The sequence below is a fragment of the Rothia sp. HMSC065G12 genome (assembly GCF_001811455.1).
Taxonomy (GTDB): Bacteria; Actinomycetota; Actinomycetes; order Actinomycetales; family Micrococcaceae; genus Rothia; species Rothia dentocariosa.
This window is the reverse complement of sequence record NZ_KV804792.1, coordinates 83,372-97,003: the sequence shown is the minus strand read 5'-3', so window position 1 is coordinate 97,003 and position 13,632 is coordinate 83,372. Positions and strand designations below refer to the sequence as shown.

Annotated in this window: 10 protein-coding genes; 1 reads left to right on the top strand and 9 read right to left on the bottom strand. The window is 51.2% G+C overall.

What is annotated here, in order from left to right:
• Positions 1–327: 327 nt before the first annotated feature.
• From tyrS to HMPREF2804_RS00405, 4 genes are all read right to left on the bottom strand, one after another.
• Positions 328–1,632 carry a tyrosine--tRNA ligase gene (tyrS, locus tag HMPREF2804_RS00420; protein WP_070448392.1) on the bottom strand — a complete coding sequence of 435 codons (1,305 nt, stop codon included), beginning with the start codon at positions 1,630–1,632 and terminating at the stop codon, positions 328–330.
• Positions 1,633–1,787: 155 nt separating this feature from the next.
• The gene (locus tag HMPREF2804_RS00415; RefSeq protein WP_070448393.1) at positions 1,788–4,106 is read right to left on the bottom strand and encodes a HelD family protein; all 2,319 of its coding nucleotides are present in this window, start codon (positions 4,104–4,106) and stop codon (positions 1,788–1,790) included.
• Positions 4,107–4,232: 126 nt separating this feature from the next.
• A complete protein-coding gene (locus tag HMPREF2804_RS00410) occupies positions 4,233–4,778 on the bottom strand; it encodes an adenine phosphoribosyltransferase (protein WP_070448394.1) in 546 nt (181 codons plus the stop codon).
• A 97-nt stretch (positions 4,779–4,875) separates the two neighbouring features.
• Positions 4,876–6,480, bottom strand: a complete 1,605-nt coding sequence (locus HMPREF2804_RS00405; protein ID WP_070448395.1) for an AMP-binding protein — start codon at positions 6,478–6,480, stop codon at positions 4,876–4,878.
• A 256-nt stretch (positions 6,481–6,736) separates the two neighbouring features.
• On the opposite strand from HMPREF2804_RS00405, the gene HMPREF2804_RS00400 reads away from it, so the two are divergent.
• The gene (locus HMPREF2804_RS00400; protein WP_070448396.1) at positions 6,737–7,174 is read left to right on the top strand and encodes an ankyrin repeat domain-containing protein; all 438 of its coding nucleotides are present in this window, start codon (positions 6,737–6,739) and stop codon (positions 7,172–7,174) included.
• Between the two features lie 112 nt (positions 7,175–7,286).
• Here HMPREF2804_RS00400 and HMPREF2804_RS00395 read toward each other — a convergent pair whose 3' ends face one another.
• From HMPREF2804_RS00395 to HMPREF2804_RS00375, 5 genes are all read right to left on the bottom strand, one after another.
• A complete protein-coding gene (locus HMPREF2804_RS00395) occupies positions 7,287–7,769 on the bottom strand; it encodes an arginine repressor (RefSeq protein WP_048751575.1) in 483 nt (160 codons plus the stop codon).
• A gap of 258 nt (positions 7,770–8,027) precedes the next feature.
• Complete coding sequence (locus tag HMPREF2804_RS00390) at positions 8,028–8,789, bottom strand: hypothetical protein (RefSeq protein WP_004006298.1); 762 nt, start codon at positions 8,787–8,789, stop codon at positions 8,028–8,030.
• A gap of 211 nt (positions 8,790–9,000) precedes the next feature.
• Entirely contained in the window at positions 9,001–11,553 is a 2,553-nt protein-coding gene (gene pheT / locus HMPREF2804_RS00385) for a phenylalanine--tRNA ligase subunit beta (RefSeq protein WP_070448397.1), read from the bottom strand.
• A 5-nt stretch (positions 11,554–11,558) separates the two neighbouring features.
• Positions 11,559–12,686: a phenylalanine--tRNA ligase subunit alpha gene (gene pheS, locus HMPREF2804_RS00380; RefSeq protein WP_013398785.1), complete on the bottom strand. Its 1,128-nt coding sequence runs from the start codon at positions 12,684–12,686 to the stop codon at positions 11,559–11,561.
• A gap of 278 nt (positions 12,687–12,964) precedes the next feature.
• Positions 12,965–13,486 (bottom strand): ABC transporter ATPase, encoded by a 522-nt coding sequence (locus tag HMPREF2804_RS00375; protein WP_239652978.1) that lies wholly within the window; start codon positions 13,484–13,486, stop codon positions 12,965–12,967.
• Positions 13,487–13,632: the final 146 nt, after the last annotated feature.

Sequence of the window (13,632 nt, the reverse complement as noted above, 5' to 3'; positions counted from 1 at the left end):
TCCTCGCCGCGGCGACTCATACAACTATACACACCCACACCCACCACCGCAACCCAACGGGTGATGAGATAGAACACTCATAAAAATACTAGTCAGATATCTATAAATTCTACAGTGCTGGTTGGGGGTGCGAAAGACCCCGAAGCTATGAAGCTCTTCACTGTTCTTAAAAAGCGCGTATTCCCGTCATGCCACCTCAAAAACTCGAATCGCTAAAATATTCTTTTCTCTTTAGGCCGCCGCACTGAAGATATAAATGAAGGGTTCCCATACATCGAACTGTGTGGAAACCCTTCAAGATCCTGTGGTAAACGGGAATAGTAAACTCTATACTACGGTAATCGCGCCCTGGTTTTTCTTGCCCCGACGCACGATTGCATACTTACCGTGCAAAAGCTGATCAGATGAGATCAGGGCATCTTCACCTTGAACCTTCACACCATTGACAGACGCGCCGCCTTCTTTCAGGATGCGTCGCGCCTCAGACTTGGAAGAGGCAAAACCAAGCTCCGTAAGCGCAGTAATCAGATCCAGCCGATCCGAAGAGAGCTCAACCGAAGGTAGCTCATCCATTACAGCCTGAAGAGTGCTCTCGTCCAAGGCCGCAAAGTCTCCCTTGCCAAAAAGGGCTTCCGAAGCCGCTATGGCCTGTTCCGTAGGCTCAACACCGTGAACAAGGGCCGTAACCTCATAAGCAAGCCGTTTCTGTGCTTCACGCTTGTACGCTTCGGTTTCGACCTTATGCTCGTATTCGCCAATCTCCGCACGAGTCAAGAAAGTAAAGACCTTCAAACGATCTATTACATCCGCATCAGCGGTATTAAGCCAGAACTGGTAAAAGGCATATGGAGAACACATCTCGGGGTTCAGCCAAATTGCGTTGCCTTCGCTCTTACCAAACTTCGTGCCATCAGAGTTTGTAATCAGAGGGGTTCCAATAGCATGAACGGTTTTTCCCTCGACCTTGCGAATCAGCTCGGTGCCGCTGGTGAGATTACCCCACTGGTCAGAACCACCGGTTTGCAAAGTGCATCCGTACTGACGGTTAAGCTCAAGATAATCCAAGCCCTGCAAGATTTGGTACGAGAACTCAGTGTAAGAAATTCCTTCTTCAGAGTTTAGGCGTTTAGCAACAATTTCCTTCTTGACCATCGTGCCCACACGAAAATGCTTACCAATATCGCGCAAGAAATCGATAGCCGAAAGCTGCCCGCCCCAATCCAAATTATTCACCATACGAGCCGCATTCTCGCCCTCAAACGAAAGAAAACGCTCAATCTGAGACCGTAGAGATTGAACCCATTCAGCAACGACTTCTCGGGAGTTAAGTACGCGCTCCGATGTCTGCCGGGGGTCTCCGATTAGGCCAGTAAAACCGCCCACCAGACCTAGGGGGTAGTGCCCGGCAAGTTGCAGACGACGCATTACCAAAAGCTGCACAAGGTGCCCCAAATGTAAGGATGCGGCGGTAGGGTCGTACCCGGTATAGAATGTAAGCTTTTCATCGCTCAATGCTTTTTCGAGTGCCTCTTCGTCAGTACTCACATGCACGAGTCCGCGCCATTTGAGCTCCTGCCAGATGTTCTCGAACGTGTCGTCATTGTGCTGCGCATTAAGGATGTCGGCAGACATGGTTCTCAATGTTCTCCGTTCCATGACATACGGTGTAGAAATATTTGATGCACAGAATACAGCCTGCACATAGTAAGTACACCCAAGATTGATAGTTATAGCCTAGCACTACGTCGCTACCTGCGATACATGCCAACACTACTTACAGGTCCACTTTACGACTGGGCAGATCCGGCTGCTTCAGCACCTAGACCTGCGGGCATTGAGGTTCCTACCAGATGAAGCCGCTGTGTGGGGCGAGTCATTGATACATATAGATCACCTACAGCACCTTGTGCATCATCAAGAAGCTGCTGCGGTTCCACGATGATGACAACATCAAACTCAAGCCCTTTAGCTTCCCAAGGAGTCAAAACAAGAACCTGATTTTCGACGGCGTCCTCAGCGGTTCCTGTACGATCCGCATGTGTTTCCATAACTGCACGCGCCACCTGTGTGTACTGGGCGGGGGAACAGACTACTCCGATAAGAGCCCCATCTCCTAGGGCAACCTCATCACTCACGTGCTGGACAGTCTCAGCAACCACGTGTTCCTGGGGCACCCGATGGATAAAAGGTGCCCATTGTCCTTCACGCACAGCACGAGGTGCTGACACTTCATACCCGGCTTCGCGTGCAACGGCGACCGCGGCATCCGCAATTTGCGCCGGGGTACGGTAGTTAATCGTCAATTCTTCAAGGGTAAACCGCTCCCCCACAAAAGGTTCAAGAGCCTGAGACCACGATGAAGCGGCAGAGGCTGAAGATGCCTGCGCAATATCTCCCACTACCGTAAACGATTTCATGGGGCATCGTCGCATCAGCAAACGCCATTGCATAGGCGAAAGCTCTTGCGCTTCATCCACAACAATATGCCCATAGGCCCAGGTGCGATCCGCCTGTGCCGCAGCTGCAGCAGTCATACGATTGATACCTACCTCGTTGAGAGCGGCGATCTGCTCGGCCGTAACAACGCCGTCTGCACCAATATCGGCGAGTGTCTGATGCACATTCTCAAGTGCTTTTGACGCATTCTCAAGGTTAGCTCGATGCTCAGCCTCTGCGCGCGCTGCTGCTGCCGCACCCGTGACCCGGGAGAAATCACCGAGAAGCTCCGCAGCTTCATCCAGTAAAGGAACATCAGCCTCAGTCAAAGGAGCATCGGCAGGGCGTTTGAGAAGTTCCCTTTCTGCCTCAGTAAAATTCTGAGTTGCGGACTCTAGATATTGCTGTTTCGAGAACAGAGAACGCACCAGCGTTTCAGGTGAAAGCGGCATCCAGGCAAGGTTAAGAGCACGTCGTACATCCAAAGAAGCACGCACATCATCTTGTAAATAAGGGCGCTCCACAATGCGACCAGCGGCTTTATTAAGCTGATCGTCCAGCACGCTCGTCAGTTCCTTAAGCAAAATTTTGACGAACGTCTCGCGAGCTTCATTATGTGGTTTTCCAGTAGCACGAGCTCGAGAACGTGCTGAACGTACCATCTGTGGAGTAAGAACAACATCAGTGCCCTCAACGTTGAGGCGCTGTTCCCGCTCAGGAACTTTTTGGCGATCTTCAACTGCTTTCTTGATTACCTCTACCATGCGCAAATCACCCTTAAGCCCAGCGATACGACGATCGTGCTCTGGTACAGCGCGAAGCCCAGGGTACAGTGTTGCCAAGGAAGCCATGACCACTCCGGTTTCCCCCAGAGAAGGCAGAACACGCTCAATGTACCACATGAATGAATGCGACGGTCCTACCACTAATACACCCGCTTTAGCGAGGCGTTCTCGATTTGTATACAGCAAATATGCCGCACGATGCAGAGCAACTGCAGTTTTACCGGTACCTGGCCCGCCCTGAACAACCCGAACGCCGGGCAGCTCGGAACGAATAATCGCATCCTGCTCGGCTTGTATGGTTGCGACGATATCATTCATCCGCCCGGTGCGTTTCTTATTTAAAGCCGCGAGAAGCGCACCTTCACCATGCAAAGTGTCGCTATCCTGAAGCAATTCGGAGTCGAACACCTCATCTTCGATGTTGGTGACGGTACGTCCCTCCAACATCAGATGCCGCCGACGCCGAACCCCTAACGGATTAAACGCCGTAGCCTGATAGAACGTGCCGGCCTCGGGGGCACGCCAATCCATCAAAAGCCGCTTCTGGTCGCTATCCATAATTCCTAAACGGCCGATATACCGAACCTCATCGGCTCCGTCTTTTGTAAGGTCAAGACGGCCAAAAACAAGCCGCGCATCCACTGCGTTAAGCTGGGCCAGGCGATCTTCGTAATGGGTGGCAAAAGAGTCCCGTTCGGAACGGTTTTGATGCCCACCAACCGCCTGATTCTTGCGAACATCCGCGAGTTTTTGTGAGGTTTCTTCCCGTAAATCATCTAGTCGTGCATAGATTTTTGCAACATGTTCGCGTTCTTGGGCAAGCTGCTGCGCAAAGACACGTGTAGCAACATTCTCGGAAACATTCTTAGATGTTTCTGCGGGCATAAAAACTCCTTTAACGGCATAACGCCGATTAACTCACGATTTACGGCGATGCCGAAAACAGAGTATCTATTTTACAGGGTTATATGCACGCTCAAAAGCTATGTCTATGTGCTTTGAGGCAGGACGTTACTCAGAAACTACACTTAAAGTTTCTACTCGGTATTGCGCCAGAGCTTCACGCCCGCCCAAGCCTTTGAGTTCCAAGAGAGTGCCAATTCCTGCTACTTTCAGCTCCGCACGTTCAATAAGCTTCGTGGCAGCCACCAGCGTGCCACCGGTTGCCAAGATATCGTCGAGTAGAAGCACGCGGGTTCCCGGTGCGAAATCATGACAGTGAATCTCGATAGCTGCAGTACCATACTCAAGCTCATATTCTTCGCGGTATGTTTCACGGGGCAGCTTACCGGCCTTACGTACCGTCATAATGCCTTTGCCGGAGGCATAAGCAAGCGCTGAAGCCATAAGAAAACCACGGGCTTCTACACCAGCGACAACGTCATAAGTACCTTCAAAAAGCCGTGCTATCTCGTCAATAGATGCTTTAAAAACCTCAGCGTTTGCAAAGAGAGTGGTGACGTCGTAGAACAGGATTCCCTGATGTGGGTAATCCTGAATGGTTGCGCATGCCGCCGGAATAAGCTCTTGCATGGATGCGAGCGCAGAAACGTTCATTACTCTCTCTTTCGGAGGTCAGCGGGTTTTGGGATCAGTCGATGTATGTTCGCCGCAGAATTAATGCGGCACGGTGGCTTTGACAGCCTCAAGAATTCTACCTTTTTTCGATAAACATGGCACGTAGTTCATGTTTAAGGATTTTTCCAGTGGGCCCCAACGGCATGGAATCTACAATTCGATAATGGCGCGGATACTTATAGGCAGCGAGTTTCTCACGCGCGAGAGTATCTAATTCTTGAATCAGCGATTCATCATCCTTGTGCCCGCGAGAGACGACAACAGCCGTAATCTCCTCGCCAACAAGCGCATCATCAAGACCAATAACGGCAACGGCTCGAACCTGCGGATGTGTCTGAAGAACATCCTCTATTTCACGAGGATAAACGGAATACCCATTACGCAGCACCATGTCTTTAATGCGGTCCACAATATAAATATTGCCGTTGTTATCCAGACGAGCTATATCTCCGGTGGCAAACCATGTACCGTCGAAAACCTCGTCCGTAGCCTGAGGGTTATTCCAGTATCCCGCCATGATATTTTCGCCCGAAACCCAAAGCTGCCCATGAGTTCCTGCAGGTAAAGACCGACCTTCATCGTCACGTATCTGCACCTGTACTCCCGGAAGCACGCGTCCGACGGAGCCAGTTACGTGCCCAAACTGGGCCTGATTAAAACTGACAACTGGTGAGGTTTCGCTCAGCCCATACCCTTCATATATAGGACAGGAGATTAACGCATCAAATGCACTGTGTGCAGATGCGGACAGGGGTGAGCCGCCAGAAATACCAAATCGGATGCGTCCTTTCAGCTGGCGAGCGTTAGACGGGTTTTCTTCGAGTGCGGCTATAAGCGCAGCATACATGCTGGGTACTGCTGCAAGAACCGTCACATCGGCTTGGTCGATGAGTTTGATTGCCTCTTCGGGGGTGAACCTTGGCAAAAGAGCGATGGATGAGCCAGCAGCGCATGCCGCGTTGAGGGTGACTGTTTGCCCAAATGCATGAAAAAGAGGTAAGCCACCAAAAATAATATCTTCAGCGGTAAATCCGAACACTTGAGCACAGCTTTGGGCATTACTCAGAATATTAGCGTGCGTTAGGGTCGCGCCCTTGGGCTTTCCTGTGGTTCCCGAGGTATAGAGAATAAGCGCCGGGTCCGCCGGGCTTACGGGGCATAATTTGAGTTCTGGTTCAGACGTATGGTCTGTTCCAAAGGGAGCTAATGAAGATTGAGGGTCTGCACTCGTGCCGCCTAATATCTCAAGATGCACGGTTCCGTCACACACGAGGGGCACTTGGTGTGCTTCAGCTGCTAGGCGGGTTCCTTCCCAGGCAAAGAGCACGGTAGCGCCGCTATCCTGCAGATGATGTTCAAGCTCGGCACCACTCAGCAGAGGGTTTAACGGAACACAGAGAGCACCGCTTGCCAGAATGCCATAGTATAGAGCGGGCATCAGGGGAACATTAGGCAAAGAGAGCGCTACTCGATCGCCTTCCTTCACACCACATTTTCGCAGATGTGTCTGTACCCGAGCCGCCGCCTGCCCCAGTTTTCGATATGTCACCGTAGCGATATTCGAGGAGGCTGAAAATACTAGCGCTGGAGTGTTCTCGTGTATGCGGCTTGCGAGCAGACGTGCAATATTGTGCGATGTTGCCGGTTCAGGGGCGGAGGCATTCTCAACAGTAACGGGCATCGTTTCTTTATTCCTGTTGTATGTTCTTGCGTAGCATGAAAAAGCTCTAACTCGGGGTAGTGCTAACAGCACAATATGGCGTTTGTTTAGCCTTCTCCATTCTAAACCCGTCAATCTCAGGCAAGGTTTACAGCATACCTATAAACCGAGCTTTTTACCTGTCACATTTATTCAACAAATTTGTATTCTGATAAATTCGTAATAGTATTTATGAATGAATCAAAATAAACGATAATCTCCTATGCAGGAAGCCTCCATGACCGATAACTCTTCAACATCATCTCAAGTCTCCCCTGAGCTAAAAGACCAAGAGCTCGAATTCCTCAATTCGATCTTTGACCTTGCCCGCAATAATAAGCCTATTGCGCTCCAGTCGCTCCTCGATCAAGGCATACCGGTAAATCTCACAAACTCCCACGGAGACACCCTCCTCATCCTTGCCGCTTACCATGAGCATGAAGAAATCGTGCGCGTTCTTCTCAAAGCGGGTGCAGACCTAGATCGTCTCAATGACCGTGGGCAAACGGCGTTAGTCTGCGCGGTATTCCGCGATAACCTCACTATCTCTCAGTTACTTCTTGATGCTGGCGCCAATGCGTCTTTAGGTACACAAACCCCTGCGGATGTTGCCCGGTTCTTCGACCTACCGCGTATGCAAGAACTTCTCGCTGCGGCAGCATCAACCGCTGAATAGCACAGAGGCAGTGGGAACAAACCATCACGTCTCAATTTTGCGCCCACCGCCTCATGCAAACCATAGCTTTACATGGCATTCAACGTATTTGAATATTCAATAAAGTCTTTTATTAGTTTGTAGACCATGCCAAGAAACTAGCTGCAAGTTCCTGTCCACCAGCAGGATCGCGGGATATTACCATTACGGTATCGTCCCCAGCTATTGTGCCAAGAATTGCCTCTAAGCCGCTCTGATCGATAGAGGACGCTAGGAATTGCGCGGCACCGGGTGGGGTGCGCAAAACCGTAATATTACCTGAGCCTTCCGCCGTGATAAGCAGCTCTTTAAAGAGCGAAATCATGCGTGCATCGGGAGCTGCCCCTCCCCCACGACGCGCAGGATAGTTTGGAACAGCATATATGAGACCAGCACCCTCATCACGAATACGTTCAGCACCAATTTCCACAAGATCACGTGAGAGCGTAGCCTGAGTAACTTTCATACCGTCATCGGTAAGATATTGCGCCAGCTCAGCCTGAGAACGTACACGGCGGGTCTGCAACAATTCCACGATACGTGCCTGACGCGCGATTTTTGTCGAGGGGAAAGGCATTTTGTCTTCTACTTCCTTCGGTTCCAACCACAGGTTGAGCCTAGTCACGGACCCCACGAGGTACCGCACCGCTCTCAATACTCAAAGATAATACATACACACATAATTATGCGACCTAAATATCGATTATGCGCAACTTTATTTGAAAACTTTTACGTTTCTAGCATACTTTGTGGACTTTATATCCTCTATTCCCGCATACAAAAGCGGAACCTGACCTCGCATATTCTACAAGGTCAGGTTCAGCCTACTACTGTGCTACTTTTGCCGCGACTCTACATCGTCCTGTGAAGATTCTTCCTCAACGATGTAGCCCTCATCGTCCTCTTCATAGTCGTCAGATTCCTCGAATCCGTCGACATCTACATAATCAACACGAGAGCGGCGATTAGACCATATGCCAAAGGCACATCCACCGATCAACACAACAAGAGCTAGCGCAAAACTACCCCAGCCAACGAGGTACTGCTGACCTACACTGCCCTGCTCAATCGCTTTAACGCTTCCTTTTTCACCGGTACGTACAACCTCAATCTGGTGGTCAGAGGTCTCTGCGACTAAAGCACTTACCTCACGGGGGAAATCCTGCGCATAGGTTCCAGTCTGCGTACCACGGAAATCGATATTTTCACCCGCATGGACCTCATAGGTGTCCTTCAGGTTTGAGCGATATTTCATGCCGTCGATGCGGTTATCCTTCGGCAGATTACCCTTATATTGCGCTACATTCGAGTCTGTTTCTAAATCGGGGGTCAAATCAACATAACTGCCTTCAATAACCCAGCTTTTGCCCTCGTATTCCGCGTCCTGATTCGCAGAGAAAAGCGCACGAACACCCACAACGCACAGAACGATTGCAACCACGATAGCCAGAAGTACGCTAAATACCGATACCCAGTTGATGTGGGGTCGTTCTTCGTAGTATTCATCGTCGGCATCGCTCATGCCGAAAAAATCATCCCTGGATTCTTCAGTACCCTCGTAATCGACGTCTTCGTATTCGTCATCACGCTGTGTCATGCGCTCTCCTTATCGTGTTTCCTGTACTAGGGTACCGGTGCCTTAGCCTTACGGAAAGTTAAGACGTGATAGAACCTTCACAGAGTGACGATTTTCTAACGCTCACCTACAACTTGGCAAGTACATAACTCGTATGAACACATAGCTAACGCCCCTTCTGATCCACGTAACGGGCGAAGGGGCGCTAGTGATGAACTATGCCATAGTGTGTCTACACACGCGCCACAGCCCCAAAGCGTTCCACGGCAACAGCAACCGCTGCCTCACGCGAAGCGCTTGCTTCTTCAGCAGTGAGCGTGCGATCAGGTGCCCGGAAGCGCATAGCAAACGCCAATGATTTTTTACCACTCTCGACACCCTGACCACGATAATCATCGAAGACTCGCAAATCTTCGAGCAATTCCCCAGCGCCATCACGAAGAGCCTGAGCTACCTCAGAAGCAGGAATATTCTCATCGACCACAAGAGCAACATCCTGAGTAGCTGCCGGATAACCGTAAATAGGCGATGCCTGAGGCACACCCGAGCGGGAAGCAAACAGTTCAGTAAAGTTCACCTCAAAAGCACAGGTACGTTCAGGGAGATTCTCGGTCTGCAGGAGCTTCGGATGCAGCTCGCCAGCATAACCAATAGTTTGTCCGTCCTGCGTGCGGAGCTGCGCGGTTCGTCCAGGATGGAATGCCTGATGGGTTCCTTGGGCAATCACAATCTCAACACCTAAAACATCCGCTATGAGGCGTGCCGCATCCAGCGCATCGCGCCAGTCATAGGCACGAGCCTGAGTGCCAGGCATTGGCTCGTGTTCGGCGCCAGCAAATAGGCCACTAAAATACACAGGCTGCTCGGGGATACCCGCATTCAAATCCGCAAGAACCTCATCACTGGGCCGTTCACCCAAAGGAGGGATACTAGCGGAGCCCTGTCGTTCACCAGGAATAAAAACGCGGCCAGCTTCAAAAATCTTCAAGTTTTTGAAACCGCGCGAGAGATTCCGCTGCAAAACCTCTGTTAAACCGGGCAGGAGCGAGCGACGCAGCCATCCCTCAGCAGAAGAAATTGGGTTCGCTAACCGTACCGAGTTCACTTTTTCGCCAGCGGTTGGCGAAGACCAAAGATTATTCGCTTCCTCCGAGACGAAGGGGTAAGCGAAAACCTCGGTCAACCCAGCTGCCGCGAGCGCATTAGCAGCTCGCCGACGGGCGGCTTGTTCCGGAGTATATCCGTGACCTGCGGGAGCGACGGGTAGAGTGTACGGAATATTCTCGTATCCATCCAAACGAGCAATTTCTTCCGCTAGATCTTCCGGAGCCAGCAAATCATTACGCCACGAAGGAGCTTTTACGGTGTATCCCGTCGCGGTCGCCTCAACCTCACATCCTATTTCTGTGAGAGTATTGACGATCTGTTCGGGTGAGTACTCCACCCCGATGCGGTTCTTCACGTAATCCCGGGGAAGGTCGATGACCACTGGATCGCGAGAAATCACGACATCGGTCACCCCCGCATCTGCAACTCCTGCTGCGAGCTCGACAAGTAGCTCAACTGCACGCTGGGCAGCCGCTGGCTGAAGTTTTGTATCGACCCCGCGTTCAAAGCGTTTAGATGCCTCAGAGATCAGCTTATGGCGACGGGCAGTACGCGCAATAGATACCTCATCGAAACGCGCCGCCTCGATCAGAATATTCTTCGTCTCAGCCGTAACCTCGGTAGAAGCACCGCCCATGACACCAGCAAGACCGATAACGCCGGAATCATCGGTAATCACGATGTCCTCTGGATGCAAGTCGCGTTCAACGCCGTCCAAAGTCGTCAGCTTCTCCCCTGCGACTGCTCGGCGCACAATGATTTCTCCCTGTACCTTATCGGCATCATAGAAGTGCAGCGGCTGACCAGTCTCAAGCATCACGTAATTGGAAATATCAACCGGCAGCGAGATAGAACGCACACCCGCTAAGCGCAAGCGTGAAGCCATCCACGTGGGTACTGGCGCGGTTGCATCCACACCATTAACCTGGCGCATGGTGAAGCGTATAGTTGCCGGGTTATCGTGAATTGGCGCGGAATCCTCTAGACGTACCGAGATGCCTTCAGAGTTAGCCTTGGGGGCGCGAGCGCCGTATTCCAGAACGAAGTCGTTAAAAGAAGTTCCGGTCGCATGCGCATATTCACGGGCAATACCGCGAATCGAAAACGCATATCCGCGGTCGGGAGTCACATTAACCTCTGCTGCTTCGTCATGCAGACCCAAAAGTTCCAACGCATCGGAACCAAGTTCCGGGTCAAGACCCAGCGTAGAGAGCACCAAAATACCACCGTGATCTTCACCAATCCCCAGCTCTCGGGTAGAAGCGATCATACCGGCAGACTTGTGCCCATAGGTTTTGCGGGCGGTAATGGCGAAGTTTCCGGGCAGTACGGCGCCGGGAAGAGTTACTACGACTTTGTCGCCGACCTTGAAGTTGTGGGCACCGCAGATAATACCCTGCACGCCGGATTCTTCAATGCCTTTGCCGGTGAGAGTCTGTGTTTGTCCTTCGGGAACTACGCGCACCTGGCACCAATTCACGGTCTTGCCGTTGGAGTGAGTTTCGGGCTCCAGTGAAAGCACCTGACCGACCACGATGGGACCGGAAATCTCATCGGTAGGACGATGAACATCCTCTTCCTCTAGACCTACCTTCACGAGAGTTGCAAGAACGTCCTCAGCCGAAGCATCCGCGGGAACAGGCGCAAATTCGCGCAGCCATGATAGGGGTATACGCATAGTGTCTAAATCTCCATCCCGAACTGTTCAGAGAAACGGATATCGCCCTCAATCATGTCGTGCATATCAAGGACATTATTACGGAACATGAGGGTACGCTCAATACCCATGCCGAACGCAAAACCCGAATATACATTGGGGTCAATGCCAGCGGCACGTAAAACATTGGGATGCACCATGCCGCAACCGCCCCACTCAATCCACTGGGGCCCGCCTTTCGCGTGGGGGTGCCATAGGTCGAGCTCTGCAGAAGGTTCCGTGAAGGGAAAGAAGTTCGGACGCAAACGAATCTTCGCGTCCTCACCAAACATTGCACGCGCCATATATTCGAGAGTGCCCTTCAGATCAGCCATGGTCAGTCCCTTATCGACTGCCAAGCCTTCAATCTGATGGAATACTGGAGTGTGCGTAGCGTCAAGCTCATCTGTGCGATAAACCTGACCAGGGCACACAATGTACAGTGGCAGCTCACGGGTAAGCATGGAACGCATCTGTACCGGAGAGGTATGGGTGCGCAAAAGAAGATGCGTTTCTTTAGGCTCTACATAGAAAGTATCCTGCATCTCGCGTGCCGGATGATCTGGCTTAATATTCAGGGCATCGAAGTTATACCACTCGGACTCTAGTTCCGGTCCATCGGCGACTTCCCAGCCCATACCCACGAAAATATCGGTAAGTTTTTCCTGCATCAACGCAACAGGGTGACGCCCACCCAATGAATGGCGTGCTGTGGCAGCGGTGACATCTACCGCTTCTTCCGCAAGGATGCGCGCCTCGCGCTCTGCCTCAAGTTCTGCGGTACGGGCCTCAATAGCCTCGGTGAGTGCCGCACGCGCCTGTCCCAAAAGTTTACCGACCGGCCCCTTATGTTGGTTTTCAAGGTCACGCATCTGCCGGTTGGCAAGGCTTAAGCTGCCTTTATCGCCAAAGAATCCAAGACGTACTTCCTTGAGCGAGTCAAAGTCTTGCGCGTGCTCACGCAGAGCTTTCTGCGCGCGTTCACGTTCTGCCTCGAAGGCTTCTCGAACGGTTTCTAAACCGTTCTCAGGGTTCTCTTTTAAAACCTGTGCAATACGGGCAAGAATGTGCGCTGATTCGGGCGCGTTCTCATGTTCCTGCACGGAATCGGTCATAACTACTCTTCTCTGCATTTGTGCATTGTTCTCACCAGGCGGGCGCGCCGCAGGGCACGCAGACACGCGCTATCTTTCTAGTTTAGTGCAGTTGGAGTCTTCTTTCACGATAGCTTGTGTCTATAGGCCCTAGGCATGAAAAACTACAGAACATTCTCCCGATCAGAGTAGCCGAAAGCTTTCCACAAAATCTCAGCGCAACCAGCGTTAAATTTAAATAGATCCTGGCCGCATCACCTCTGTGAATGCAGCCAGGAATTATGTCGTCATTTATGTATTTAGACGAGGAGCTCTTTAACAGCGGGGTCAAAAGCGGAACGAATCCATAGGACGTTCGTGATAAACCAGCCAGCATAGATGGGAACAAGACCGTAATGCTGGGAGTTAAGAATATTGCCGATCATCGACATAATAGCGATAAAAGCGCCCAAAATCGCAAATATCAGTCCAAAAGTAAGACCGATGCGTTTACCTTTCTGAATGGTGAAATAAACCCATAGATAAACGACCGCTGCCACGGCAAGAAGCACGAGACCGCCCCAAACCCCAAATTCCGGAAGGCCTTCAAGCGGTTTGAAGTTGTTTGGCGCAAAAGCTGAGATAACACCATGAAGAAAGCACAAAAGCGCCGATACAATCATGATTTCTTGAAGACGGAAAATTTTAGGGTGTTTCGATGGTGAATTAAATAGGCTGTCGTGTGATTCGCCGCCTTCTTGGATGTAAATCGCTTGAGTATCCGACGGGGCTGAATCACGTCTAAAAGTGTTCGGATCGTACTGAGGTGCTGGAGTAGTCATCATTGTCTCCCACGATGTATATGTGATTTCTAGCTCAATAGTACCCTGAGGGCTTACGGAAACAAATTAAATTTCCACAATATGACGCATAGCGGCTGGCCAACGTCCGCTATATGAACGTAGACCAGCCGCTAAAGGTTGAATAC

Bases quoted from the DNA above. Each gene is read 5' to 3' on its own strand.
- tyrS (WP_070448392.1), bottom strand. From the start codon at position 1,632: ATGTCTGCCGACATCCTTAATGCGCAGCACAATGACGACACGTTCGAG.
- HMPREF2804_RS00415 (WP_070448393.1), bottom strand. From the start codon at position 4,106: ATGCCCGCAGAAACATCTAAGAATGTTTCCGAGAATGTTGCTACACGT.
- pheS (WP_013398785.1), bottom strand. From the start codon at position 12,686: ATGACCGATTCCGTGCAGGAACATGAGAACGCGCCCGAATCAGCGCAC.
- HMPREF2804_RS00405 (WP_070448395.1), bottom strand. From the start codon at position 6,480: ATGCCCGTTACTGTTGAGAATGCCTCCGCCCCTGAACCGGCAACATCG.
- HMPREF2804_RS00410 (WP_070448394.1), bottom strand. From the start codon at position 4,778: ATGAACGTTTCTGCGCTCGCATCCATGCAAGAGCTTATTCCGGCGGCA.
- HMPREF2804_RS00400 (WP_070448396.1), top strand. From the start codon at position 6,737: ATGACCGATAACTCTTCAACATCATCTCAAGTCTCCCCTGAGCTAAAA.
- HMPREF2804_RS00375 (WP_239652978.1), bottom strand. From the start codon at position 13,486: ATGACTACTCCAGCACCTCAGTACGATCCGAACACTTTTAGACGTGAT.
- HMPREF2804_RS00395 (WP_048751575.1), bottom strand. From the start codon at position 7,769: ATGCCTTTCCCCTCGACAAAAATCGCGCGTCAGGCACGTATCGTGGAA.
- HMPREF2804_RS00390 (WP_004006298.1), bottom strand. From the start codon at position 8,789: ATGACACAGCGTGATGACGAATACGAAGACGTCGATTACGAGGGTACT.
- pheT (WP_070448397.1), bottom strand. From the start codon at position 11,553: ATGCGTATACCCCTATCATGGCTGCGCGAATTTGCGCCTGTTCCCGCG.